Source organism: Pseudomonas kitaguniensis, assembly GCF_049199985.1.
Lineage (GTDB): Bacteria > Pseudomonadota > Gammaproteobacteria > Pseudomonadales > Pseudomonadaceae > Aquipseudomonas > Aquipseudomonas kitaguniensis.
Genome location: NZ_JBLZPT010000038.1, coordinates 1 through 23,359 on the forward strand (window position 1 = coordinate 1; position 23,359 = coordinate 23,359).

Below are 23,359 nucleotides of genomic sequence, written 5' to 3' on the forward strand. Positions count from 1 at the left end.
GAGCCCCGTATTTGAAGTGCGACCCATCTGTGTCAATCTATGTTGTTGTTGCCTTTACCCCGAATCATCCTACAGACCCCGATTTACGGGAGGGGCTGTGTCAAACTATGTTGTTGATAACCACCAGGCCTCAGCGAAAGGATGCGACTTCGATGCAACCCCCCGCACAACTCCACCAGCGTTTGAATAATCGCCGATTTACGGTCGCCGCCAACACCCACGGGCTTTCCGGTGCCGGCACGGTGTTTCACTACCGTGTCGAGGGTGATGCCATTTCCGGTACTTACCAGGGCGGGCGAATTCGCGCGGGAACCCAAGTCGGGCGCGTTACCGGCCCTGACACCATCGAGCTGCTTTATCAGTGCCTGACCCACGAGGGCGAGTTGCTGGCCGGTTGGTCGCGTGGCACGGTCGGCGTTGATCAGGCCGGGCGCACCACGCTGAGTTTTGTATGGGGCTGGTTGTCGGGCGCGACAGGCGGTGGGGAATCCCACTACCTGGAGCTCTCCGATTAGGGGCCAGGTTCAGGTCCACCAGTAGCGCACAAGATGAAAGAAAATCGGCGCTGCAAAGCACACCGAATCCAGCCTATCCAGCATCCCGCCGTGCCCTTCGATCATATGCCCCCAGTCTTTCACGCCACGGTCGCGCTTGATCGCCGACATCACAATGCCGCCGGCAAAACCCAGCAGGTTGATCAACAGCGCGATCAAGAATGACTGCCACGGGTTGAACGGCGTGGTCCACCACAGCGCGGCGCCGATCAGCGATGACAGCAGAATTCCGCCGAAGAAGCCTTCGAAGGTTTTGGACGGCGACAGGTTGGGCGCAATCTTGTGTTTGCCGAACAGCTTGCCGCACACGTACTGCAACACGTCCGACAGTTGCACCACGATCACCAGGTAGGCGATCAGCAGCAGGTTACGGCCTTCGTAGCCGGGGATGTCGAGGGTCAGCAGCGCGGGTACGAAGGACACGCAAAACACCGCGATCATCAAGCCCCATTGCACCTTGGAGGCGCGTTCGAGGAAGTGTGTGCTGTCGCCGCCGAGGGAGGCGAGGATCGGCAGCAGCAAGAACACGTACACCGGGATAAAGATCGAGAACAGCCCGTACCAGTCGGCGTAGATCAGCAGGTATTGCAGCGGCAGCGCCAGGTAAAACGCGGCCACCAGCGCCGGGTAGTCGCTGCGGCGCGTGGGTGTGAGGGTGAGGAATTCGCGCAGGGCGTAGAACGACACCGCGTAGAACAGCAAGATTACCGCGGCAGTGCCGAGCCAGAAGGCAATGCCGATCACCACCACCATCACCCACCACGCGTTGATACGCGCGTTGAGGTTATCGATTACCGCATTCGGCGTGCCACGGGTGCGCAGCTTGAGGATCAGGCCGATCAGCGAGGCGAGCACCAGGATCGCGCCGATCCCGCCGAACAACATCAGGGTTTGGCTATCCATGTCAGACAAGCTCCGGGGCGAGGGCAAGCAGGGCATCGCGTGTGCGTTGAAGAAACACGGCTTTGTCTTCGCCTTCTTCCAAGTGCAGCGGCGCGCCAAAGCTGGTGGTGCACAGCAACGGCAGCGGCAGTACGCGGCCTTTGGGCATGACGCGGTTAAGGTTGGCGATCCATACCGGGATCAGTTCGGCCTGTGGGTAACTTTTTGCCAAGTGATACAGGCCGCTTTTGAACGGCAGCAAGCCTGCTTCAAGGTTGCGTGTACCTTCGGGGAAGATGATCAGCGAGTCGCCACCTTCCAGGGCCGCAAGCATTGGTTGCAAGGGGTTATCCACAGGCTCTTTGCGCTCGCGATCAATCAGCACGCCGTTAAACACGCGGTTGATGATGTAGCGACGCAAGGCGCTTTTGTTCCAGTAATCGCTACCGGCCACCGGGCGCGTGAATTTGCGCAGGTTTTGCGGTAACGACGCCCACAGCAATACAAAATCGCCGTGGCTACTGTGGTTGGCGAAATAGATACGTTGTACCGGCACTGGCGCGCAGCCCAACCATAGGCTGCGGGCGCCGGTGACGGTGCGGGCCATTGAGGTAATCAGCGTGGCGACCACGGGTTCGAACATGGGATTTCCTTATCCGGCGAAAGGTAGCCAAGGGCTGGCGAAAATCACGGCCACGGTCAGCAGCACTTGCGCACCGAGCAACCAGGCTTGCTTGCGCAGCAGTTTGAGGGCGCCGCGACGGCGTTCTGTCCACGGTCTGCCAGCACGCTTGGCCGATTGCAGGCCAAGGGCTTGCAAGGCCTGGTCGAGGTCGGCGGTGCGTTTGGTATCGCGGGCCAGCAGAGCGAACAGGTCGGCATCAAACGCCACCCGCAGCGCCCAGTACTTTTGCAGCAGCCCCAAAATAATCATCCACAGGGCGAGTAGCAGGCAGATGCTCGAAATACTCGCCATCAGCAACTGGGCCAGGCCGAACAACACGCCGAGTAGCGTCAGGCCTGTGGATAACTGATCCAGTGAACGACCACGACGCAGCAGGCTGGCGACCACCTGGAGGTCCATATCAGCGGGCATTGGGTAAGCCCTCCAAGGCTTCGCGGTGAGCGGGATGCAGGACCACATCGGCCCGTGCTGTACGAATAATAGTCAACGCCTGATCAATCGTGGCGGCGCGGCCGCTGTGCAGCAGCCAGGCGGCGACGGCGGTGGCGCTGCGCGAGTAACCGAGCGCGCAACACACCAGCAACGGCCCGTTTGAACGCAGGCGTTCGATGGCCTGCGCAGCTTGCAGGCATTCGGCAGGCGTGGGTGCGATCAGGTCCAGCACAGGGATGCTGTGATAAGCGCGGCCCTGTGGATTAATCGGCAATTCGGCGCACAGATCTACGATGGCCTTGAATGAGCCCTGTTCGCTTGTTGCAGGCAGTCGACCCAGCCAAACGTTATCCACAATCTGGTCGGGCTGTGGATGGTGTCGCGTCCACAGCCGCGAGTTAACCCACGCCGCAGCCAGGTAAGGTGCATACAGCCAGCGAGCGGCGGGTGTCAACCGGCCGTCGGCACGCTTTTGAAAGCCCCACGCACCGAGTACGCAGTAATTGGCCGTGATCAGGCCAAGGGACACGGCCGGCCAAAGCAACCATAGCCACCCACCGCCGAGCGCGAACGCGAGGATCGCTACTGCCAAAGTGCCCAGACCGTAGCGGGCGCCCAACCGCCAGCGCTTCGAATTGCGTGTGAATCGCGCATTCAGCAGCGGGCTCGGATGTCCCATCGGCCATAACCACACACACAACCACCCGGCGAGGGCTCCTGTGGGTAAGTCTATAAAGTGATGTTGATAAGTGGTCAGCACTGAAACACCGATCAACGCAAACCAGCCATGCACCACCCAACGCCAAAGCCCTTGGGTGTGACGCTGGTAAACCACCCACAGGATGACCAGCAGCGCAATATGCAACGACGGCGCCTGGTTGAACGGCTTGTCAAAACCCGCCAGCACCGCAAACAGCCAGCCAAATACGCCGTCCAGCTCGGGCCGCTCGAAAGTGAAACGCAGCGGCCAGATCAGGAAACAGCTCACGGCGATTAGTTGAGCGCTTAGCAGGCGCAGCGCGTGTTGTTTCAGCGCATGGCGGCTGTTGGGCAGCAGCAGGGAGAAGCCGTAGAGCAAGTCGATGGACCAGTAGGGCACGATGGTCCAGGCCAGGAACGGCATATGGCTTTCCCAGCCGAACACCAGCGCACCCACGTCGCTGCGCTGGCTGGTCACCCAAGTGGCAAACCCATAAGTGCTGAAAAACAGCGGCGCCAATAGCAGCAGCCACAGGACAGCGGGTTTTAATAAACCGGGTTCGCGCATGCTCAGATCTTCTGTGCCAGGGACACAGTGAAAATGCCCCACTCATCCACGCGCTGGGTGATCTTGCGAAAGCCTGCGGCTTCGACCAGTTGATCCATTTCCGCCTGGCTGCGACGGCGCATCACCCAGGCTTGGCCCTGGCGATGGCTGGTCAACGCACGGGCGATCAATTCCAACTGTGGGTGCCACGGCTGGCCGGTGTAGACCAGGTAACCGCCGGGCTCCACTGCTTCAGCCAAGCCGGCCAAGGAGCCGCCGACCATGCCGTTATCGGCGAACAATTCATACAGCCCGGACACCACCGCCAGGCTCGGTTTGGGGTTGAGTGCCGCCAGGTCCGCGCGATCAAACGCGTCGCCTTTGACGAACTCTGCGACGTCCCCCAGGCCTTTCTCGCGGATCAGCGCGCTGCCGTCGCGTACGTTGATGTCGCTGTAGTCGCGCAGCAGGATCGATTCCGGCAGCGGCGACACGCCCTGCAACGCTTCAAGAATGTAGCGCCCGTGGCCCGCGGCGATATCCACAATGCGCACGTCGCGGTCGTCCGCGCGCAACCGCGTCATGGCCAGGCGCAGCAGTTCTTCGACGTTCAGCTTGCGCTGGCGGATGCCACGCCAGCCAATGGAGTTGAGGTAGTTGGCGTCGATCATTCGCCCCAGCCCGCCCTTGCCGGTGGGTGTGTTGCGGTACACGTAATCGAGGGTGCTGCCGGAGTCGAAGCCGGTTTCGAAGCCCAGCTTCACTCCGGCCGAGAGGTTTTTGCCCAGGCCCATGCTGGCGCGGGTCATACGCCAGTACAGGTCGCGCAGCGAATTGCGCGGCAGCGGCGCGGCCAGTGATTCGGATTCGGCGCAGGTGGCGCCCAATTTGTCGGCGTCGAGCAACGAGGCGCGGTCCAGCGGCTGTGCGAAGTTTTGCAGGATAAAACGCCTGGCGCTGGTCACGGCCACCGCGCGGTCGCGTTCGCCGAGGGTGTCGTGGAAGAACCCGGGCAGGATGTGCAGCTCTTTTTTCAGGCTGCCGAGGCGGTCGAAAAACTGCTGTTGGGGTTTGCGGTGCACCACAAAGTCGGAGCCGGAGACCAGCAGTTGCGTCGGCACCTGAATCGCCTGCGCGTCGGCTACCACCCGATCGGCCGCTTCGTACAAGCCGAGCAGCACATTCACCGAGATGGCTTTGGTGATCAGCGGGTCGTTGTCGTAGGACGCCACGCGCTGCGGGTCATGGCTGAGGAACTTGGCCTTGACGTAACTGTTGACGAAAAAATTGCCGCGAAACCTGCGCATCAGCGCCAGGCCAGGGCGGGCGAACGGCACATAAAGTTTGACCTTGAACGCGGGGGAGGCGAGCACCAGCGCGCGAATTTTCGGTGCGTAGTCGTGCACCCAGGTGGCCGCGATGACTGCGCCGACGCTTTGGGCGATGACGGCGCAATTGGCTTCTTCGATGCCGTAGGCGGCGCCGATGTGATCGCGAAAGGTTTGCACGTCACGCACGCTGGTGGCGAAGCTTGGGCTGTCACCGCGCGCGCCGGGGGATTGGCCGTGACCACGCGCGTCCCAGGCGAAGAAGTCGAATTGCGCAAGGTCGAGTTCATCGACCATGTGAGCAATGCGGCCTGAGTGTTCGTGACCGCGATGGAACAGCAGTATCGCCTTGCGCGGCGCATCGCCAAGTGCAGCGGTGGCCGGCCAGTGCCGGTAGAAAAGCTCGACGCCATCATGGGTACTGAAGGTGTGCTCTTGCTGTTCGCGCATCGCAAAATCCTTATGCAGAAGGGGAGGTTTTTTGTTCTTCTTTGAGGCCTTGGCGCACGCGATTGACCACGGTGTAGGCGAGTAGGGCGGCGACCAGCCACATCACCGTGTCCACCCAAACCGCGCCGAACCAGCCCAGCGCCACGCCGGTGGCCAGCACGCCGAGTAAAAACGCGCGATCACTTTTGCCCATCGGCCCGTCATAGCGGCGTGACGCGCCAACCATCGGCCCAAGCACGCCGGCGTATTCACTGAATACGGCGAGCAGCGTCACCAGCAGCACCGGCGCCAGGCTCACGCCGGGGATAAGTGCAAACGGCAGGATCAGCGCGCTGTCGGCGATCACGTCACACAGTTCATTCAGGTAGGCGCCCAGACGCGACTGTTGGCCGAACTCACGCGCGAGCATGCCGTCGACGGCGTTGAGGGCCATGCGCAGGACCATCCATAGCGGGATCAGCGCGAACAGCCAGAGGTGTTGGGCAAAGCCGGCTATCAGCAGGCCGACCAGCAGCGAAATAACCCCGGCCAGCACGGTGATCTGGTTGGCGGTGGTGCCGTTTTCGTAGAGGCGCTGCACCAGCGGGCGCAGCAGGTTTTGAAAGCGTGGCTTGAGTTGATAGATCGAAATCATGGGAGGTGACGCTTCCTTGTCCGTGGACCCGCGAAATACTCCTCGGAGTGTGCCGACTAATCCTTGCCTGCACCAGTGATGGCTCGTGTTTCTGGGGGTGTCGTCACGCTCCTGGAAGCGCAGCCGATTAAATGCGGGCGATTTGTGCAGTACTCAAACGGTTGCTGTCGAACAAAAATTTCACGCTGCGTGTTATATCGTAACCAATTGTTTGCAAGCGGGCGTTGAGTGGATGCAAGTGGATTTAGAAGCTGACGGCGCCTCAATTGAAGGCCTGCCGCGTTTTCAGCAAGGAGTGTTCCATGCCCGTCGATTGCGGCAAGCCGGCATCAGCCTGACTGCCCTGGCCGTTAGCGGCTGGGTGTTGGCCTTGTTTGTCGCGCTGTTTGCGCCACTGTCGATCTGGCCGGTGGTGCTGATCAATTGTGCCTCGGCCTTGTTGGTTTTGGTGGCCGGGTTGCAGTCCGCGTGGTGGGCCGCCGATTGGCGCGCTCAGGCGCTGGAAGGGCCAGCGCCGGAATTGATCGAACAGCCACTTGAAGACACGGGCGGGTACGCGCGTTTTGCCGGACGTTTCGGCAGCCGTGTGTTGGCACAGATTGGCGCGCCGGTGCTGTGGCTCGGCGGTTGGTCGTTGCTCGCGTTGGTCAGCATTATCGAGTTCTGGAACCTGGCCTTGCCGGCGGCGGCGGTTGGCCAGTCTGCAAGCATCGGCGCCGCGCTGGCCCTGGCCTTGGCGTTTGGCTTGCTGGTGTTTGAGCGCCGTCTGGCTCAGGAAACCGCCGCCCAATGGCCGGAAGCCTCGCCGTTGGCGCAACTGAGCCGAGTGGCGATTGTGTGCCTGGTGGTCAGCGCGGCCTGCTTGCTGTTTGCCGGTGAGCAATCCGTTTGGCCGCTGCGCTTGGCAACACTGATCGGGTTATTGCCCGCGCTGGTGGCGCTGGAGTTCCTGTTAAGGGCCGTGCTGTCACTGTTCAGCCCGCGCCAGCCGCGCCTTGAACCACGCTTGATGGCGCAAAGCTTTATCGCCGGGCTGCTGCGCTGGCCGCCACAACCGTTGCTGGCGCTGCAGCATGAATTGCATAACCGCTTCGGCATCGATTTGCGGCAGATATGGGCGTTCACCTACATGCGCCGGGCATTCCTGCCGGTGCTGCTGGTGGTGCTGGCCGTAGGCTGGGCGCTGACCGGCGTGCACGAAGTGCCCCTGCAAGGCCGTGGGATTTATGAGCGTTTTGGCAAGCCGGTGGAAGTCTTCGGCCCTGGCCTGCATGCCGGGCTGCCATGGCCTTTGGGCCGCGTGTTAAACGTGGAAAACGGCGTGGTGCATGAACTCGCTACCAGTGTCAGCGAGGTTGCCGCGACGGAGCTGGCGACTGCTGAAGGCCCGGCGCCGCTGATCGCCAATCGGTTGTGGGACGCCAGCCATGTGAACGACAAATCCCAAGTAATTGCCAGTAGCAGTGGCGACAAGCAGAGCTTCCAAATCGTCAATATGGACGTGCGTTTCGTCTACCGCATCGGCCTCACCGACCACGCCGCGCTCGCCGCCACGTACAACAGCGCGGATGTACCGACGCTGATTCGAAGCACCGCCAGCCGCATTCTGGTGCACGACTTTGCGTCGCGCACCCTTGACCAATTGCTCGGCGAACAACGCACGCGCTTGGCTGACGAGGTTGGCCGAGCGGTGCAGGCGGACCTGCAAAAACTCGACAGCGGTGTAGAAATTCTGGCCACGGTGGTGGAAGCCATTCACCCACCGGCCGGCGCCGCCAACGCTTATCACGCCGTGCAGGCTGCGCAGATTGGCGCCCAAGCGCTGATCTCGCGTGAGCGCGGTGCCGCCAGTGAGCAAACCAACCAAGCCTTATTGCAAGCCAGCACCGCCCGCGACCAGGCGCTGGCCGGCGCACACGAAGTGAATGCCGGCGCGCAAGCGGCTGACCTGCGTTTTAGCGCCGAACAAAAGGCCTACGCCGCGGCGGGCCAAGCCTTTTTGCTGGAACAGTATTTCGGCCAACTGAGCCAAGGCTTGGCCCACGCCAAACTGCTTATTTTGGATCACCGTTTGGGCGCCGATGGCGCGCCGACGATTGATCTGCGTTCTTTTACCTTGCCGGCCGATCCCATGGCGCCGCCTAAAGCCGTTCAATAAGGAGTCTGTCTGTTGAGCGCTCATTCTCACGACCATCATCACGCGCATCACCATCATCACGGCCACCACCACCCTGGTGATGAGCACGTCGCCGCTCCATTCCCTTGGCGGCGCATGGCCTGGGCGCTGTTGCTGGTGCTGTTTGCAGTGGCGGCGGCGAGCTTGGTGCAGGTACGTTCCGGTGAGGCCACGGTGATTACCCGCTTCGGCAACCCGTCGCGGGTGCTGCTGGCGCCAGGCCTGGGCTGGCGTTGGCCAGCGCCGTTCGAAGCGGCGATCCCGGTGGACCTGCGCCTGCGCACCACGTCCAGCGGCTTGCAGGATGTGGGCACACGTGACGGCCTGCGGATCATCGTGCAGGCCTACGTGGCGTGGCAGGTGCAGGGCGACGCCGACAATGTGCAGCGTTTTATGCGCGCGGTGCAGAACCAGCCGGATGAAGCTGCGCGGCAGATTCGCACCTTCGTTGGCTCGGCGCTGGAAACCACAGCCGCCAGCTTCGACCTGTCCAGCCTGATCAACACCGACGCCAGCCAAGTGCGCATCGCCGATTTTGAGGCGCAGTTGCGTCAGCAAATTGATCAACAATTGCTCACCACCTATGGCGTACGTGTGGCGCAAGTGGGCGTTGAGCGGCTGACCTTGCCGTCGGTGACCCTCACCGCCACCGTCGACCGCATGCGTGCCGAGCGCGAAACCATCGCCACCGAACGCACCGCCGTGGGCAAGCGCGAAGCGGCGCAGATCCGCTCGGCCGCCGAGCGGGATGCGCGCATTGTGCAAGCCGATGCCACGGTGAAAGCCGCCGCAATCGAAGCGCAATCGCGGGTTGAAGCGGCGCAAATTTATGGGCGCGCCTACGCGGGCAATCCTCAGCTGTACAACCTGCTGCGCTCGCTCGACACCTTGGGCACGGTGGTCACGCCGGGGACCAAGATCATCCTGCGCACTGACGCCGCGCCATTTCGCGCGTTGGTGGACGGGCCGAAGGACGTTCAGCCATGACCACGCGTGACGACCCGGACAGCCCATGGATTCAGGCCGGGCGCCTGACCTTCCTGGCGCTGTATGCGGTGACGGTGTTGGCGGCGTTGGCTTGGGCGTTTTCCAATGTGCGCCAGATCGACCCGCAAAACCGCGCGGTGGTGTTGCATTTCGGGGCCTTGGACCGCATTCAAAACGCCGGGTTGTTGCTGGCGTGGCCGCAGCCGTTCGAGCAAGTCGTGCTGTTGCCGGCGGCGGACCGCGTGATCGAGCGCCGGGTGCAGAACCTGCTGCGTTCCGACGCGGCGACGCAGGCCGACCGTGTCGCCAGTTTTGCCGCGCCATTGAGCGATGCGCTGGCCGGTTCCGGGTACCTGCTGACGGGCGATGCCGGTGTGGTGCAACTGGATGTGCGGGTGTTCTATAAGGTCACCGAGCCCTACGCATTTGTGCTGCAGGGCGAGCATGTACTGCCGGCGTTGGACCGACTGGTGACGCGCAGTGCCGTGGCCCTCACGGCAGCGCGGGACCTGGACACGATTCTGGTGGCGCGCCCGGAATTGATCGGTACTGACAACCGCGCCGCCGAGCGCCGTGAGCGTTTGCGCGGTGATCTGGTGCAAGGCATTAACAAGCGCCTGGCCGAGTTGGCCTCCAGCGGTTTGGGGCTGGGCATCGAAGTCGACCGGGTCGACGTGCAATCGAGCCTGCCGGGCCCGGCGGTGAATGCCTTCAACGCCGTGCTGACCGCCAGCCAGCAAGCCGATAAAGCGGTGGCGAATGCTCGTACCGAAGCAGAAAAACTCACTCAAACCGCGAACCAGCAGGCCGACCGCCTGGTGCAAGTCGCCCACGCCCAGGCCAGCGAACGTCTGGCCAATGCCCAAGCGCAAACCGCCACGGTTGCCAGCCTGGCGCAGGTCAAAGACCCAGGTTTGCTGCAACGTCTGTACCGCGAGCGCTTGCCGAAAATTCTCGGCCAGGCCGGTTCCGTTACCACGGTCGACCCTAAAGACGACTCCCGCTTGATCATTCAGGGAGCCGAACAATGAGCGCGCCCATGCTGACATCAGCCGAACAGCGCAGTGCTGCCCGGCAATTGACCCTGGCCATGCTGGCCTTGGGCTTATTGGTATTGGGCCTGGTGTGGCGCTGGCTGGCGCCGGACCAGAGCGGTGTCAGCCAGTTGCTGCTGGGCGTGGCGTCGTTGCTGGTGGCGGTGCCGGTGATGCGCTCGGCCTGGTACAGCCTGCGCTACCCGAGCCTGCACGGCATCACCGACCAATTGATCGCCTTGGCGATGATTGGCGCGTGGGCCACGGGCGACCTGCTGACCGCCGCGTTGCTGCCGATCATCATGATTTTTGGCCACGTGCTGGAAGAGCGCAGCGTGATCGGCTCGCAGGAAGCGATCCATGCACTCGGCAAGCTGACACGCAGCCATGCGCGGCGGGTGCAGGCTGATGGCAGCATTGTGGAAGTGGATAACGGCACGCTGAGCACCGGCGACATCGTCGAAGTGCGTGCCGGTGACCGCGTGCCCGCCGATGGCGTGGTGCTGTCGGGCCAGGCCAGCCTGGACACGGCGCCGATTACCGGCGAGTCGGTGCCGCTGGAAGCCAGTGTGGGTGTGCAGGTATTCGGCGGGGCGATTAACCTCGACGGTGTGCTGCGCCTGCAGGTGACGCGCACGGGTGATGAGTCGACGCTGGGCAAAGTCATCGCGTTGATGCAGAACGCCGAACGCTCCAAGCCGCCCATCACGCGGCTGCTGGAGCGCTATGCCGGCAGCTATATGGTGCTGGTGTTGTTGCTGGCGGCGGTGACCTGGTTTGTGACCAACGACGCGCAGGCGATGCTCGCCGTGTTGGTGGCGGCGTGCCCGTGTGCATTGGTGCTGTCGGCACCGGCCACGGCGATTGCCGGGATTGCAGTGGCGGCGCGGCACGGGATTTTGATTCGCAGCTCGGCGTTTCTGGAGGAGCTGGCGGACCTGACGTCATTGGTGGTCGACAAGACCGGCACGCTGACGTTTGGCACTCTGCGTTTGCAGTCCATCGAAACCGCTTTGCCAGACCAACAGGCGTTGTTGAACCTGGCGGCAAGCCTTGGTTCGGCCAGCAGCCACCCGGTCAGCCGCGCACTGGCGGGCTTGGCGACGCAAGAACAACTGCTCGAGTTGACCGACATTCGCGAGCGCCAAGGCCTTGGCGTGGTGGCGCAGACCGAACAGGGCGAGGCAGCGCTGGGGCGGCCGGAGTTGTTCGAGCAGTTAGGCATCGTCAGCAGCGCTGTGCCTGAACACGACGGCCCGATTGCCGGGCTGGCGTTGAATGGGCAATTCCTTGCGTGGCTGTTGCTGGCTGACAGCGTCAAGCCGGAAGCGCGGCAGGCACTGCAAGAACTGCGGGACTTGGGCCTGGGCCGGCAAGTGCTGCTCACCGGCGACCGCCAGAGTGTGGCCGACAGCCTGGCGCTGGACGTGGGCATCAGCGACGTCCAGGCGCAGGCCTTGCCGGAAGACAAGCTCAACCGCGTGCTGGGGGAAATCGGCAGCGGCTTCCGGCCGATGGTGGTGGGTGATGGCATCAACGACTCGCTGGCGCTCAAGGCGGGCGTGGTTGGCGTGGCGATGGGCGCGGGCGGTGCCGACATCGCGTTGGCCTCGGCGGACGTGGTGTTGATCGGCAGCGATTTGCGCCGCTTGGGCACGTGTGTGCGCTTGAGTCGCCAGTGCCGCCACACGTTGCAGGTCAATGTGATCATTGGTCTGGGCTGGACGTTGGCGATCGTCGTGTTTGCTGCGTTTGGCTGGTTGGGGGCGGCAGGTGCAATGATTGCGGCGGTACTGCATAACCTCAGCACCTTGTTGGTACTGGGTAACGCCGGGCGTTTGCTGCGCTTTCAGGAACCTCTTTTCAAGCTGGAGGAATAATTTTCATAAATAACCGCGCACGGCTGTAACGCCAATCGGGGGCCTCACTCTAGTGGTGTGTCGAGACTGAACAATCCGTTCAGACAGGCTTCACTACTGATCATGAGGAATACAAAAATGACGATTAAATCCGCTGCTGCTGGTGCCGCTCTCGCAATGGCCGCCGCGACTATGTTTGCCGGTGTTACCACGCAGGCTCAAGCAGCTGGTACCGCTGTGCACTGTTATGGCATCACCGCGTGCAAAGGCCAGAACGACTGCAAAACCAAAGACCATGCGTGCAAAGGTCTGGGTGCTTGCAAAGGCCAGGGCTTCCAAATCCAGGCCAGTGCTGATGCCTGCACCAAGGCGGGCGGTACCGTCGGCGAGTAACCGGCAACCGAGTGCAACCGCAGCGGATGCACCGCCGCTGCGGACACTTTGCCCTGGAGTGTCTGATGTCCGCTTGCCTTCCAAGTCTGGGTTACGGCCTGGGTTTACGCAGTGAGTATTACCCGCAGATCCTTGAACAATCGCCGGCCGTGGATTGGTTCGAAGTGATCTCCGAAAATTATCTGGTCCAAGGCGGCAAAGCCTTGTACTACCTGGACGCGATAGCCGAGCGTTATCCCTTGGTGATGCACGGCGTGTCCCTGTCTATCGGTGGGCCGCACGCCCTCGATACCGACTACCTTAAACACATCAAACAGCTCGCTGAACGCATTAAGCCCGCGTGGATTTCCGATCACCTGTGCTGGAGCCGTGGCAGTGCGCACCAGTTGCATGACTTGTTGCCGCTGCCTTACACCCAAGAGAGCCTCTACCACGTGGCCGCCCGCGTGCTTGAAGTACAGGACGTGTTGCAGCGCCCGTTGGTGCTCGAAAATGTCTCCAGCTATGTGCGCGCCAAGGCTGACGAATTCACCGAGTGGGAATTCCTCAATGCGCTGGTCCACCTCACCGGGTGCCAGTTGTTGCTGGACGTTAACAACGTGTATGTCAGTGCGCGTAATCACGGCTTTGACGCCTGGACGTTCATTCGCAGCCTGCCGCGCGAAAGCATTCGCCAGCTGCATTTAGCCGGGCATATGGACTACGGCGATTACGTAGTCGACACGCATGACCACCCGGTGTGCGACCCGGTGTGGGCGCTTTATCAACAAACGCTTGAACATGTGGGGCCGGTGTCGACGCTGTTGGAGCGTGACGACCGTTTTCCGCCGTTCGAAGAGCTGCTTGGCGAACTGGGCAAAGCCCGCGAGTTGGGTGCCACTGCGTTGGCCAGGCGTTCGTTATGCGCCTGACCGATTGGCAGTTGGCCTTTGAACAGCATGTGTTATCTGAACCCTCGGTGGTGAACAGCAGCTTTGCTGCCACTTTGCTGGGCGGCCCTACGTTGGATGTGGCCGCGGGGCTGGCGATTTATCACAACGCCTATGTATCGCGGCTGCAGGAAGTGTTGCAGCATGACTTCGGCGCCATTGTGTACTGGTTGGGCGACGATGAGTTCGCGTTACTGGCAGCAGCCTATGTGCGCCGCTACCCGTCTGCCCATTACAGCCTGCGTTGGTTCGGCGAGCGGTTCCCGGCGTTTATCGTTGAGCATTTGGTCGCAGACCAGAGCGCGCCGTTGGCCGAGTTGGCGCGCTTGGAGTGGGCGTTTACCCTGGCGTTCGATGCGCCGCAGGGCCAACCGTTGAGCCTGGATGACATGGCGCAACTGCCGCCTGAAGACTGGCCGGGCCTGCAGGTCACGCTGGCGCCCTCGGTGCAGCAGAGGCGGTGCCAGTTCAACAGCGTGGCGATCTGGCGCGCGAGCAAGGATGAGTCGGACTTCCCAAACAGCCATGCCTTGGAACTGGCGCAAATCTGCCTGGTTTGGCGCCACCAGAACGTGTGCCACTACCGCAGCCTGGAACCGTTCGAAGCCTGCGCGCTTGCGGGAATGGTGACCACCGGCTGGACTTTTTCAGAACTGTGCGAGCAGTTGCTAGTCACTTATGGAGAGGGTGCACCGCTGCAAGCGGTTACATGGCTGAAACAGTGGGTCCAGGACGGTTTGCTCGAGCGCCGAGCCGCCTAGCGTAGCGCTATCAAAAATAGATAGCTTGCTACTTTGTCTATGGTCTACCCTCATTCCAGACGTCTGAAACAAGGGGGGACTACTCATGCTCGCGCAACTTCCACCGGCCTTACAGAATCTTCAGCTACCGCTGCGTCTGCGACTCTGGGACGGCCATGAATTCAACTTGGGCCCCGAGCCCAGTGTGACCATCGTGGTGAAGGACCCCACGGTTGTTTCCCAGCTGACCCATCCAACGCTCAACGCTTTGGGCGAAGCCTTTGTCGAGGGCAAACTGGAGCTGGAAGGCTCCATCACCGAGGTCATACGGGTGTGTGACGAGCTGAGTCATGCCCTGATTGACGATGACGACGATAATCTTCCGGTGCGCTCGATCCACGACAAAGCCACTGACGCAGCGGCCATTTCCTACCATTACGACCTGTCCAATGAGTTCTACCAGCTGTGGCTGGATCAGGACATGGCGTACTCCTGTGGGTATTTCGAAACCGGCAGCGAGTCCATCGACCAGGCTCAACAAGACAAATTTCGCCACCTGTGCCGCAAACTGCGCTTGCAGCCGGGCGAGTATCTGCTCGATGTAGGCTGTGGCTGGGGCGGGCTGGCGCGTTTTGCGGCGCGCGAGTTTGGGGTCAGGGTTTTTGGCATCACCTTGAGCAAAGAGCAACTGGCACTGGCGCGCGAACGGGTGAAAGCTGAAGGCCTGGAAGGCCAGGTGGACCTGCAGTTGCTCGATTATCGCGACCTGCCGCAAGACGGCCGCTTTGACAAAGTGGTCAGCGTGGGGATGTTTGAACACGTCGGCCACGCCAACTTGGCGCAGTACTGCAAAACGCTGTTCGGTGCGGTGCGTGAAGGCGGCCTGGTGATGAACCATGGCATTACCGCCAAGCATACTGACGGTCGCCCTGTAGGCCGTGGCGCCGGGGAGTTTATCGAGCGTTATGTGTTCCCCAATGGCGAACTGCCGCACTTGGCGATGATGACCGCCGAGGTCAGTGAAGTGGGGCTTGAAGTGGTCGATGTCGAAAGCCTGCGCCTGCACTACGCGCGCACCCTGGACCATTGGAGCGAGCGCCTGGAAGACAACCTGGAAGCGGCCGCGAAAATGGTGCCCGAGCAGGCGTTACGTATTTGGCGCCTGTACCTGGCGGGTTGCGCCTATGCGTTTGCACGCGGCTGGATCAACCTGCACCAGATACTCGCGGTAAAACCGCACGCCGATGGCAGCCATGAACTGCCTTGGACGCGGGAAGATATTTACCGTTGAGCCTCACATTTTATTAGAGGATCGGTGAAATAAGCCGCGCGACGCGCATGCCCAGTTGTTGAAGGCGGCGGGTTTCGCGGCTTTCTTCTTGGCTGACTTCATGGGCCTGCGCGAAGTCGTCCAGCAGCATCCGCTCGACTTGGCCTGCAAACGCCTCATCCACCGTCAGCAACATCACTTCGAAATTCAGCCGGAATGATCGGTTGTCCATATTCGCGCTGCCGATTGCGCTGATTTCACTGTCCACCAGCACCACTTTTTGATGCAGAAAACCCGGCGTATAGCGGAACACCCGCACGCCTGCGCGCACCGCTTCAATCGCGTACAGGCTAGAGGCGGCGTAGACGATGCGGTGGTCGGGGCGTGATGGCAGCAACAGGCGCACGTCGACGCCGCGCAACACGGCCAGGCGCAGGGCTGCGAACACGGCTTCATCGGGGACAAAATACGGGCTGGTGATCCACACGCGTTCGGTGGCTGCGTGTATCGCCTCGACAAAAAACAGCGAGCAGGTTTCGTACGGATCCGCCGGGCCGCTGGCGAGCAATTGGCAGAGCACGCCATGTTCGGGGTAGGCGTCGGGCAGGATCAGCGGGGGCAATTCGCGCGCGGCCCAGAACCAGTCTTCGGCAAACGATTCCTGCAGGCACGCCACCACCGGGCCGGTGACCTGCACGTGGGTGTCGCGCCACGGCGCCAATGGCGGCTTTTTGCCGAGGTACTCATCGCCGACGTTATGCCCACCGACAAACCCGGTAATGCCGTCGACCACCACGATTTTGCGGTGGTTGCGAAAGTTGACCTGGAAACGGTTGAGCCAGCCGCTGCGGGTGGCGAATGCTTTGACTTTTACCCCGGCGTCGCGCAGCGATTGCACATAACGGTGCGGCAGCGCGTGGCTGCCGATGCGGTCGTAGAGTACGTGAATGTCGACGCCTTCAGCCGCCTTCTGCTTGAGCAAGGTGTGCAGTTGGCGGCCGAGTTCGTCGTCATGAATGATGAAAAATTGAAACAACACAGCGGTTTTGGCGCTGCGAATCGCGTCAAAGATCGCACTGAACGTGGCGTCGCCATTGATCAGCAAGCGTACCTGGTTGTTGGCCAGGCACGGCATTCGGCCCAGCTTGGGCATGGCGCGCAGCGAGGCGTAGGCGCTGGAGTTGCGCGCGGCGAGGGCTTCTTCCACCCACGGGCGCCAGTTCAGTTCGGTAATCGCTGTGTGCATTTCCTGGTTGGCCTGGCGACGCGCCTGGATATATGCGTCGAAGGTGCTGCGGCCGAAGATCAGGTAGGGAATCAGCGTGAGGTAAGGCATGAACATCAGCGACAAGGCCCAGGCAATCGAGCCTTGGGCGGTTCTGACGGTCAGCACTGCGTGGAGCGCGGCCAGCGTGCCGAGAAAGTGCAGGGTGGCGATGAAGTAGGCGAGCAGGTGCGGCCCAAAAAAATCCATGAACGACGTAACTCCAGGCAATCCATTGCCTAACAGACCATGAACGGCTGTGAATGTCGCTATTTTATTTGCCGTGCAACACTGGCACCCTTGCGGCGTCTAACGCCCACAATTACCCAGGAGTTACCCGATGAATGCTCGTCTGCTTGGTTTGGCAATGGTTGTTGGACTGTCGCTGCCCGTGGCGGCTCAGGCGCAGATGCTGGCGCCGGGTTTGTGGGAATTGACCACCAGCAACATGAAAGTCGATAACCAGGACTTGCCCGACCTGTCGCTGATTCTCGGTCAGCTCAAGCAACAGATGACGCCTGAACAGCGTGCCATGCTCGAAAAACAGGGCATCACCATGGCCGGTAAAGGCGTGCAGGTATGCCTCACCCCAGCTCAGGTCGCCTCTGACTCGATCCCGCTGACCGACCCGCAATCGGGTTGCAAGCAGCAAGTCACCGACAAGACCGGCAACCAATGGAAATTCCGTTTCAGTTGCCCGAAAGCGCAAGGCACCGGCGTTGCGACGTTCCAGAGTCAGAAGGAATTCACCACCACCGTCAACGGCACGTTCAATGCCACCGGCATTCAGCAAAAGGGCAGCCTGGACAGCCACGCCCAGTGGTTGGGCAACGATTGCGGTACGGTCAAACCCCGCGCTTAACGCAGAAAATACAACGGCAAACCCTGGCAACTCTCCACCACCTCGCCGTTGTGCCACGCCAGGTGGCCGGACACCAGCGTGGTGCTGACGCTGTGGCGAAAGCTGCGCTCGGCGAAGGGTGTCCAGCCGCAGCGCGCCAGGATCGGTTGGCTACTGACGGGTTTGCCTTCTGCTTCAGGCTTGATCAGCACCAGGTCGGCCCAATAACCTTCGCGCAAATAGCCGCGATCCGGGATAGCGAACAGGTCGGCCACGCGGTGGCTGGTTTTCGCCACCAGCGTGGTCAGCGGTAAGTGCCCGTCGGCTACCAATTCCAGCAACGCCGGCAGCGCGTGTTGCACCAGTGGTAACCCGGACGGCGCCTGGTCATAGCCCAACTGTTTTTGCGCCCAGGTATGCGGCGCGTGGTCACTGCCGATCACATCCAGACGATCACTCAACAAGGCCAGGCGCAGCGCGTCGCGGTCGGCGCGGGTCTTGATCGACGGGTTGCATTTGATCTGGTTACCGAGGCGATGATAGTCGCGGTCATCGAACAGCAGGTGGTGCAGGCACACCTCGGCGGTGATGCGTTTTTCGGCCAGTGGTTTGTCTTCGAACAGGTCCAGCTCGCGGGCGCTGGTCAGGTGCAGCACGTGCAGGCGCGTGCCGTGACGCTTGGCCAGTTCCACCGCAAACGATGACGAGCGATAACACGCTTCAGCGTCGCGAATCAGCGAGTGCGCGACGGCGGGGATGTGCTCGCCGAAGCGTTCGCGCAGGCGCTGCGTGTTGGCCAGGATGCTCGGCGTGTGTTCACAGTGAGCCAGCAGGAGGGTCGGCACTTCGGCAAACAGCCGTTCCAGAATCCGTGGGTCGTCCACCAGCATATTGCCGGTGGACGCGCCCATGAACACTTTGACCCCGGCCACCTCTCGCGGGTCGAGGGCGGCGATGGTGTCGAGGTTGTCGTTGCTCACGCCAAAGTGAAAGCCGTAGTTGGCCACCGAGTGCAGCGCGGCGCGGCGCTTTTTATCCGCCAGGGCTTGCAGGTTCAACGTGGCGGGTTGGGTGTTGGGCATGTCCATAAAGCTGGTGATGCCACCCGCCACCGCAGCGCGAGACTCGCTGTAGAAGCTGCCTTTGTCGGGCGCGCCGGGGTCGCGAAAGTGCACTTGGTCATCAATCATCCCCGGCAGCAACCACTGGCCTTGGGCGTCGATTTCCACCGGTTCGTTATGGCCTTCAATGCTGCGGGCAATCTTCTCGATGCGGCCGTTGGCGACCAATACATCAGCATCGAACTCCTGGCCTTCATTGACCAGACGGGCATTGCGGATCAGCAGGCGGCTCATGGTTCAGAACTCGTTTTGCAGGGCTTTGTAGCCGCGTACCAAGTCGACGTTGGTGCGCGCCACGTCTTCGGAAAACTCTGAGGCACTGACGCTCACCGGCGGGAACTGCGAGAGGTCGGTGTTCGGCCCGATGCGCGTGGTGGAGGGCACGTAGAACGCGGCGGGCAGGTCGCGGCCGTCGACCACCGAGTTGTGGCGCACCACGCACCCATCGCCCACGGCGCAGTTGAACAACACGCTGTTGAAGCCGATGAACACGCGGTCACCGACGCTGCACGGGCCGTGGACGATGGAGCGGTGAGCGATTGAGGTGAATTCGCCGATGGTCACCGCCGCGCCGGACTTGGAGTGAATCACTACGCCGTCCTGAATATTCGAGTTGGCGCCGATGGTGATGGGGTCCATGTCACCGGTGGCGTCGACTTCGTCGGCGCGGATCACGGCGTACGGGCCGACAAACACGTTCTCGCCGATGATCACCTTGCCGCAGATGATCGCGGTCTTGTCGACGTAGGCGGATTCAGCAATCACCGGCAGGTCGCCGGAAGGGTTTTTACGGATCATGCTGCGGGTTCCTTGAGAGGCGCGGTAATGACGTAAACGTGGTCGCCATCGATGGCGTTGTAGAAGCAGGTGGGCCGGCCGGTGTGGCAAGCCGGGCCTTGCTGGTCGACGATCAGCAGCACGGCGTCGCCGTCGCAATCCAGGCGGGCCTCGACCAACTGTTGCCAGTGGCCGGAGCTTTCGCCTTTGCGCCACAGGTGCTGGCGCGAGCGCGACCAGTAGCAGACTTGCCCGGTGGCCAGGGTTTCTTTCAGGGCCTGGCGGTTCATCCAGGCCAGCATCAACACCTCGCCGCTGCCGTGTTGCTGGGCGATGGCGGCAATCAGGCCATCGCTGTTCCACGGCAGTGCGTCGAGCACGGGTTCGAGTGGAAAGCGGCTGCCGACGGCAGCCCCTTCCAAGTCGAGCATGCTCACTGTCATGGCTTGCTCAGCGCCGCGCACAGAGTGTTGAGGTTGTATTCGAACAGCCCGGTAAAGGTGCTGGCCGGGCCTTCTGCGGCGAGTGCATCGGAGTACAGCGTGCCGCCGATCTTCGCGCCGCTTTCGTCAGCGATTTGCTTGAGGAGGCGCGAGTCCTTGATGTTTTCCATGAACACCGCCTTGACCTTGTCTTTGCGGATCTGGGTGATCAGCGCGGCAACTTCGGCGGCCGAGGGCTCACGTTCCGTCGACAGGCCTTGCGGCGCCAGGAACTGGATGCCGTAGGCTTGGCCCAGGTAACCGAAGGCGTCATGCGAGGTGACGATGCGACGGTTGCCCGGTGGCAGTGCGCCGAATTTGGCCTTGGCTTCGGCGAGCAGGCGGTAGATTTCTTTCAGGTACGCCTGGCTGTTGCGCAGGTAGTCGGCCTTGTTGGCCGGGTCGGCAGCCACCAGCGCCTTGGTGATGTTGTTCACATAGATTTCGGCGTTGGCCAGGTTGTGCCAGGCGTGCGGGTCGGGAATGGTTTCGCCGTCTTCTTCCATGGTGTGCGAGATCACGCCTTTGCTGGCGGTGACCACTGTGGCTTTGGTTTCGGTGCTGGTGACCAAACGGTCCAGCCACGGCTCGAAGCCGAGGCCGTTCTTGATGATCAGCTTGGCCTTGAGCAGCGCCTTGGCATCGTCCGGCGTCGGCTCATAGGTATGGGCATCGGCGTCGGGGCCGACCATGTTGCTGATCTGGATGTGATCGCCACCGATCTGGTGAGTGATGTCATCGAGAATGCTGAAGCTGGTAACCACTTGAAGTTTGTCTGCGGCCTGAGCCATCGACAGTGGCAGCAGAATGCTGAACAGCACGAGTAGAGCGCGCATCGGGAAACACCTCATTGGGATGACAGCAAAGGCGGGCGGCGCAGCAAACCGTGCACCGGACCGAAGACCACGGACAGCAAATACCCACCGCCAGCCACCAGCACGATGGCGGGGCCGCTGGGGAGCGAGTAGTAGAACGACAGCAATAAACCCAACCACACCGACAGGCATCCCAGCACCGCCGATACCGCGATCAACACCGGCAGGCGCCGGCTCCAGAAGCGTGAAGCGATGGCCGGCAGCATCATCAAACCCACCACCATCAAGGCGCCGATGGCCTGGAACCCAATCACCAGGTTCAGTACCACCAGGGTCAGGAACAACCCGTGCGCGAGCGGGCCGAGGCGGCTGACGGTTTGCAGGAACAGCGGGTCTAAGGTGTCCAGCAGCAGCGGCTTATAGATCAACGCCATGGCGATCAGGCTGAAACTCGAGACCCAGAGCATGCCGGTGAGGGTGGTCTCGTCGACGGCCAGCGCTGAGCCGAACAGCAGGTGCAAGAGGTCCAGGCGCTTGCCGGCGATACCCAGGATCAGCACGCCGGCCGCCAGCGAGATCGGGTAGATGGCGGCGAGGCTGGCGTCTTCGCGCAGGCCGGTGCGGCGGGTGATCCATGCCGACAACCCGGCCATGCTCAGGCCGGCGCCGAGGCCGCCGATAGTCAGGGCGGGCAGGCTGAGCCCGGCGAACCAGAAACCCAGCGCGGCGCCGGGCAGAATGCCGTGGGCCACGGCATCGCCGATCAGGCTCATGCGGCGCAGGATCAAAAACACCCCCAGCGGGGCGGTGCTGCACGCGAGCACCAACCCGCCGATAAGGGCGCGGCGCATAAATACGAAGTCGAAGAAGGGCATCCACAAATGCGCGGCAAAGTGCATCAGGCCACCTGCATGTGCGGTTGCGGGCGGATCAGTTCTTTGCTGGGGCCGAATACGCAGCCGCTGCTTTTGATCAGCAGCACGTGCTGTGTGTGATGGCGTACCGACGCCAAGTCATGGCAGACGACGATGATCGTGCGGCCGTCTTCATGCCACGCGTGGATGTGTTTCCAGCACAAGGCCTGGCCTTCTTCGTCGAGCGCGGCGTGGGGTTCGTCGAGCAACAGCACCGGCGCTTCGGCCAGGCTCATGCGGGCGAGCAGGGCGCGTTGCAGTTCGCCGCCGGACAACGCCATTAACGGCCGATGTTCCAGGCCGGTCAGGCACCAGTCTTCGAGTACCGCTTGCAGGCGTTGGCTGCGCTGCTCTGCGGTGAGCTTATTGCCCCAGAAACCTGCCGCGACCAGTTCTTGCAGGCTGATCGGGAACTGGCGATCGAGGTGTTGTTGCTGCGGCAGAAACGACAGGCCGCCACGGCGTGGAACCTCCACGCTGACGGTTCCTGCCAGCGGCTTCTGCAAACCGGCGATGACTTTGAGCAGGCTGCTCTTGCCTGTGCCGTTGGCGCCGATGATGCCGGTGAGGCTGCCTTTTTCCAGTTTCAAATCTACCGCCGGGGTCAGCGGTTGGCCGGGGGCACCCCAGCGCAATGCGTTACAGATGATCATGCAGGGTCTCTTGTCCAGCGGCTTTCAGCCACGGCATCGTGCGCGTGCAGGCTTTCGGCGTGGATCACTTTCAAGTGGAAGGCTTTGACGGCATCCGAGCGTTTCAAGGCGAGGTTCAGGCGGCGGGCGGCGTCTTCGCAGAACATCAGGTTCTGCCCGTTGGCCAAGGCGAAGGCCTGTTCGTCCGCACGTTTCACAGCGGTTTGCACGGCGGTGCCAAGCGCCGCTTCAACAGCGTCGATCAGGTGTGTGATCGGCAACGTGGTGAGGTTGGCGTCGAGTTGAATGGATAACTGCGCGCTGCTGCGCTGGCTATGAGGGGTTGCGACGATGCCGTTGGCGCTGCCGAGCCAGCTCAATACGTCTTCATGCTGTAACGGCGTGGTGCCGAAATCGTCGCGAAATTGCTGCTGAATCAATTGCCTGGCGAGAGCAGCGGAGCAAGGGCAGGTTGAGGAGTACGTCACGTCAATTTTTAGTTCCACGTGGAACATCTGGTTTTCCAGACGCGCTTCGATGCTCACCGGGTAGCCTTTCCAACCCGCCAGCGGGCTGACCAATGCCGGCCGTTTGATCAGCAGATCGGTGTGAACACGCAAGTAGGCGTTCTTAGATAAACCTTCATGACTCTCTAGAAAGCGCTCAAGTACATTACGCAGAAGTGCAGGTGTAAGAAGCTGCTGGTCGAGCATTTCCAGCGCCAGGTACAGGCGTGACATGTGAATGCCACGGGCGGTGCCATCGTCCAGGCTGACACCCGCATCGGCAGTCGCGGTCAGGCGTTGGCCGTCGATGAGCACCGGCAAGGTGATGCCGCACATGCCCACCCAGTCGAGCGGCAAGGCTTGGCGTGAAGCCTGCGCGGCAATATCCGGCAAAGTCAGCGCATTCAT

The 23,359-nt window shown here is 61.9% G+C and carries 24 protein-coding genes; 10 read left to right on the top strand and 14 right to left on the bottom strand.

Annotation, left to right across the window (positions count from 1 at the left end; all coding sequences use genetic code 11):
- Nucleotides 1-152: 152 nt before the first annotated feature.
- Complete coding sequence (locus tag ACOZK9_RS26230) at nucleotides 153-515, top strand: avidin-fold protein (RefSeq protein ID WP_421556901.1); 363 nt, start codon at nucleotides 153-155, stop codon at nucleotides 513-515.
- 9 nt (nucleotides 516-524) lie between these two features.
- On the opposite strand, the gene ACOZK9_RS26235 is transcribed toward ACOZK9_RS26230, so the two are convergent.
- The 6 genes from ACOZK9_RS26235 to ACOZK9_RS26260 are packed head-to-tail and all read right to left on the bottom strand — an operon-like array spanning nucleotide 525 to nucleotide 6,211.
- Complete coding sequence (locus ACOZK9_RS26235) at nucleotides 525-1,457, bottom strand: phosphatidate cytidylyltransferase (protein WP_058415803.1); 933 nt, start codon at nucleotides 1,455-1,457, stop codon at nucleotides 525-527.
- A 1-nt stretch (nucleotide 1,458) separates the two neighbouring features.
- Complete coding sequence (locus ACOZK9_RS26240) at nucleotides 1,459-2,079, bottom strand: lysophospholipid acyltransferase family protein (protein ID WP_058415802.1); 621 nt, start codon at nucleotides 2,077-2,079, stop codon at nucleotides 1,459-1,461.
- Nucleotides 2,080-2,088: 9 nt separating this feature from the next.
- Nucleotides 2,089-2,532, bottom strand: coding sequence for a hypothetical protein (locus tag ACOZK9_RS26245; RefSeq protein ID WP_058415801.1), 444 nt, complete (start codon nucleotides 2,530-2,532; stop codon nucleotides 2,089-2,091).
- Nucleotides 2,522-3,820 (bottom strand): phosphatase PAP2/dual specificity phosphatase family protein, encoded by a 1,299-nt coding sequence (locus ACOZK9_RS26250; RefSeq protein WP_421556902.1) that lies wholly within the window; start codon nucleotides 3,818-3,820, stop codon nucleotides 2,522-2,524. The genes ACOZK9_RS26245 and ACOZK9_RS26250 overlap by 11 nt, the downstream gene beginning before the upstream one ends.
- Before the next feature lie 2 nt (nucleotides 3,821-3,822).
- Nucleotides 3,823-5,577 (bottom strand): bifunctional alpha/beta hydrolase/class I SAM-dependent methyltransferase, encoded by a 1,755-nt coding sequence (locus ACOZK9_RS26255; protein WP_421556903.1) that lies wholly within the window; start codon nucleotides 5,575-5,577, stop codon nucleotides 3,823-3,825.
- Nucleotides 5,578-5,587: 10 nt separating this feature from the next.
- A complete protein-coding gene (locus ACOZK9_RS26260) occupies nucleotides 5,588-6,211 on the bottom strand; it encodes a CDP-alcohol phosphatidyltransferase family protein (protein WP_421556904.1) in 624 nt (207 codons plus the stop codon).
- Between the two features lie 232 nt (nucleotides 6,212-6,443).
- Between ACOZK9_RS26260 and hflK (ACOZK9_RS26265) the strand changes: the two genes are divergently transcribed.
- The 8 genes from hflK (ACOZK9_RS26265) (at nucleotide 6,444) to cfaB (ending at nucleotide 15,620) form a co-directional block, all read left to right on the top strand.
- Entirely contained in the window at nucleotides 6,444-8,369 is a 1,926-nt protein-coding gene (gene hflK, locus ACOZK9_RS26265) for a protease modulator HflK (RefSeq protein ID WP_421556905.1), read from the top strand.
- Nucleotides 8,370-8,378: 9 nt separating this feature from the next.
- Nucleotides 8,379-9,374, top strand: coding sequence for a protease modulator HflC (hflC, locus tag ACOZK9_RS26270; RefSeq protein ID WP_172979452.1), 996 nt, complete (start codon nucleotides 8,379-8,381; stop codon nucleotides 9,372-9,374).
- Nucleotides 9,371-10,405, top strand: coding sequence for a protease modulator HflK (gene hflK / locus ACOZK9_RS26275; RefSeq protein ID WP_058415795.1), 1,035 nt, complete (start codon nucleotides 9,371-9,373; stop codon nucleotides 10,403-10,405). The genes hflC and hflK (ACOZK9_RS26275) overlap by 4 nt, the downstream gene beginning before the upstream one ends.
- Nucleotides 10,402-12,288 carry a cation-translocating P-type ATPase gene (locus ACOZK9_RS26280; RefSeq protein WP_421556906.1) on the top strand — a complete coding sequence of 629 codons (1,887 nt, stop codon included), beginning with the start codon at nucleotides 10,402-10,404 and terminating at the stop codon, nucleotides 12,286-12,288. Before hflK (ACOZK9_RS26275) ends, ACOZK9_RS26280 begins: the two co-directional genes overlap by 4 nt.
- Before the next feature lie 117 nt (nucleotides 12,289-12,405).
- Nucleotides 12,406-12,660, top strand: a complete 255-nt coding sequence (bufA2, locus tag ACOZK9_RS26285) for a BufA2 family periplasmic bufferin-type metallophore (protein ID WP_058415793.1) — start codon at nucleotides 12,406-12,408, stop codon at nucleotides 12,658-12,660.
- 65 nt (nucleotides 12,661-12,725) lie between these two features.
- On the top strand, nucleotides 12,726-13,571 hold the full coding sequence (gene bufB / locus ACOZK9_RS26290; protein ID WP_058415792.1) for an MNIO family bufferin maturase: 846 nt from the start codon (nucleotides 12,726-12,728) through the stop codon (nucleotides 13,569-13,571).
- Nucleotides 13,562-14,350 (top strand): HvfC/BufC family peptide modification chaperone, encoded by a 789-nt coding sequence (locus ACOZK9_RS26295; protein WP_421556907.1) that lies wholly within the window; start codon nucleotides 13,562-13,564, stop codon nucleotides 14,348-14,350. The genes bufB and ACOZK9_RS26295 overlap by 10 nt, the downstream gene beginning before the upstream one ends.
- 85 nt (nucleotides 14,351-14,435) lie before the next feature.
- A complete protein-coding gene (gene cfaB / locus ACOZK9_RS26300; RefSeq protein WP_058415790.1) occupies nucleotides 14,436-15,620 on the top strand; it encodes a C17 cyclopropane fatty acid synthase CfaB in 1,185 nt (394 codons plus the stop codon).
- Nucleotides 15,621-15,633: 13 nt separating this feature from the next.
- On the opposite strand, the gene cls is transcribed toward cfaB, so the two are convergent.
- Nucleotides 15,634-17,073, bottom strand: coding sequence for a cardiolipin synthase (gene cls / locus ACOZK9_RS26305; RefSeq protein WP_421556908.1), 1,440 nt, complete (start codon nucleotides 17,071-17,073; stop codon nucleotides 15,634-15,636).
- Between the two features lie 130 nt (nucleotides 17,074-17,203).
- Between cls and ACOZK9_RS26310 the strand changes: the two genes are divergently transcribed.
- Nucleotides 17,204-17,725: a DUF3617 domain-containing protein gene (locus tag ACOZK9_RS26310; RefSeq protein ID WP_058415788.1), complete on the top strand. Its 522-nt coding sequence runs from the start codon at nucleotides 17,204-17,206 to the stop codon at nucleotides 17,723-17,725.
- On the opposite strand, the gene ACOZK9_RS26315 is transcribed toward ACOZK9_RS26310, so the two are convergent.
- The 7 genes from ACOZK9_RS26315 to folE2 are packed head-to-tail and all read right to left on the bottom strand — an operon-like array spanning nucleotide 17,722 to nucleotide 23,359.
- Nucleotides 17,722-19,059, bottom strand: coding sequence for a dihydroorotase (locus ACOZK9_RS26315; protein ID WP_421556909.1), 1,338 nt, complete (start codon nucleotides 19,057-19,059; stop codon nucleotides 17,722-17,724). The genes ACOZK9_RS26310 and ACOZK9_RS26315 overlap by 4 nt on opposite strands.
- 3 nt (nucleotides 19,060-19,062) lie before the next feature.
- On the bottom strand, nucleotides 19,063-19,623 hold the full coding sequence (locus ACOZK9_RS26320) for a gamma carbonic anhydrase family protein (RefSeq protein ID WP_058415786.1): 561 nt from the start codon (nucleotides 19,621-19,623) through the stop codon (nucleotides 19,063-19,065).
- The gene (gene hisI, locus ACOZK9_RS26325; protein ID WP_058415785.1) at nucleotides 19,620-20,045 is read right to left on the bottom strand and encodes a phosphoribosyl-AMP cyclohydrolase; all 426 of its coding nucleotides are present in this window, start codon (nucleotides 20,043-20,045) and stop codon (nucleotides 19,620-19,622) included. Before hisI ends, ACOZK9_RS26320 begins: the two co-directional genes overlap by 4 nt.
- Nucleotides 20,042-20,920 (bottom strand): metal ABC transporter substrate-binding protein, encoded by an 879-nt coding sequence (locus tag ACOZK9_RS26330; protein WP_421556910.1) that lies wholly within the window; start codon nucleotides 20,918-20,920, stop codon nucleotides 20,042-20,044. The genes hisI and ACOZK9_RS26330 overlap by 4 nt, the downstream gene beginning before the upstream one ends.
- Before the next feature lie 11 nt (nucleotides 20,921-20,931).
- Complete coding sequence (locus ACOZK9_RS26335; protein WP_421556911.1) at nucleotides 20,932-21,798, bottom strand: metal ABC transporter permease; 867 nt, start codon at nucleotides 21,796-21,798, stop codon at nucleotides 20,932-20,934.
- A complete protein-coding gene (locus ACOZK9_RS26340) occupies nucleotides 21,798-22,466 on the bottom strand; it encodes a metal ABC transporter ATP-binding protein (RefSeq protein ID WP_058415782.1) in 669 nt (222 codons plus the stop codon). The genes ACOZK9_RS26335 and ACOZK9_RS26340 overlap by 1 nt, the downstream gene beginning before the upstream one ends.
- Nucleotides 22,463-23,359, bottom strand: coding sequence for a GTP cyclohydrolase FolE2 (folE2, locus tag ACOZK9_RS26345; protein ID WP_421556912.1), 897 nt, complete (start codon nucleotides 23,357-23,359; stop codon nucleotides 22,463-22,465). Before folE2 ends, ACOZK9_RS26340 begins: the two co-directional genes overlap by 4 nt.

Excerpts from the sequence above, each read along its gene's own strand:
- ACOZK9_RS26230 (WP_421556901.1), top strand. The coding sequence starts at position 153 with ATGCAACCCCCCGCACAACTCCACCAGCGTTTGAATAATCGCCGATTT.
- ACOZK9_RS26255 (WP_421556903.1), bottom strand. The coding sequence starts at position 5,577 with ATGCGCGAACAGCAAGAGCACACCTTCAGTACCCATGATGGCGTCGAG.
- bufA2 (WP_058415793.1), top strand. The coding sequence starts at position 12,406 with ATGACGATTAAATCCGCTGCTGCTGGTGCCGCTCTCGCAATGGCCGCC.
- ACOZK9_RS26340 (WP_058415782.1), bottom strand. The coding sequence starts at position 22,466 with ATGATCATCTGTAACGCATTGCGCTGGGGTGCCCCCGGCCAACCGCTG.
- hisI (WP_058415785.1), bottom strand. The coding sequence starts at position 20,045 with ATGACAGTGAGCATGCTCGACTTGGAAGGGGCTGCCGTCGGCAGCCGC.
- hflK (WP_058415795.1), top strand. The coding sequence starts at position 9,371 with ATGACCACGCGTGACGACCCGGACAGCCCATGGATTCAGGCCGGGCGC.
- ACOZK9_RS26320 (WP_058415786.1), bottom strand. The coding sequence starts at position 19,623 with ATGATCCGTAAAAACCCTTCCGGCGACCTGCCGGTGATTGCTGAATCC.
- bufB (WP_058415792.1), top strand. The coding sequence starts at position 12,726 with ATGTCCGCTTGCCTTCCAAGTCTGGGTTACGGCCTGGGTTTACGCAGT.
- cfaB (WP_058415790.1), top strand. The coding sequence starts at position 14,436 with ATGCTCGCGCAACTTCCACCGGCCTTACAGAATCTTCAGCTACCGCTG.
- ACOZK9_RS26280 (WP_421556906.1), top strand. The coding sequence starts at position 10,402 with ATGAGCGCGCCCATGCTGACATCAGCCGAACAGCGCAGTGCTGCCCGG.
- ACOZK9_RS26240 (WP_058415802.1), bottom strand. The coding sequence starts at position 2,079 with ATGTTCGAACCCGTGGTCGCCACGCTGATTACCTCAATGGCCCGCACC.
- hflK (WP_421556905.1), top strand. The coding sequence starts at position 6,444 with ATGCAAGTGGATTTAGAAGCTGACGGCGCCTCAATTGAAGGCCTGCCG.
- ACOZK9_RS26330 (WP_421556910.1), bottom strand. The coding sequence starts at position 20,920 with ATGCGCGCTCTACTCGTGCTGTTCAGCATTCTGCTGCCACTGTCGATG.
- ACOZK9_RS26245 (WP_058415801.1), bottom strand. The coding sequence starts at position 2,532 with ATGCCCGCTGATATGGACCTCCAGGTGGTCGCCAGCCTGCTGCGTCGT.
- ACOZK9_RS26310 (WP_058415788.1), top strand. The coding sequence starts at position 17,204 with ATGAATGCTCGTCTGCTTGGTTTGGCAATGGTTGTTGGACTGTCGCTG.
- ACOZK9_RS26260 (WP_421556904.1), bottom strand. The coding sequence starts at position 6,211 with ATGATTTCGATCTATCAACTCAAGCCACGCTTTCAAAACCTGCTGCGC.
- ACOZK9_RS26235 (WP_058415803.1), bottom strand. The coding sequence starts at position 1,457 with ATGGATAGCCAAACCCTGATGTTGTTCGGCGGGATCGGCGCGATCCTG.
- ACOZK9_RS26295 (WP_421556907.1), top strand. The coding sequence starts at position 13,562 with ATGCGCCTGACCGATTGGCAGTTGGCCTTTGAACAGCATGTGTTATCT.
- ACOZK9_RS26250 (WP_421556902.1), bottom strand. The coding sequence starts at position 3,820 with ATGCGCGAACCCGGTTTATTAAAACCCGCTGTCCTGTGGCTGCTGCTA.
- cls (WP_421556908.1), bottom strand. The coding sequence starts at position 17,073 with ATGGATTTTTTTGGGCCGCACCTGCTCGCCTACTTCATCGCCACCCTG.
- ACOZK9_RS26335 (WP_421556911.1), bottom strand. The coding sequence starts at position 21,798 with ATGCACTTTGCCGCGCATTTGTGGATGCCCTTCTTCGACTTCGTATTT.
- folE2 (WP_421556912.1), bottom strand. The coding sequence starts at position 23,359 with ATGAATGCGCTGACTTTGCCGGATATTGCCGCGCAGGCTTCACGCCAA.
- ACOZK9_RS26315 (WP_421556909.1), bottom strand. The coding sequence starts at position 19,059 with ATGAGCCGCCTGCTGATCCGCAATGCCCGTCTGGTCAATGAAGGCCAG.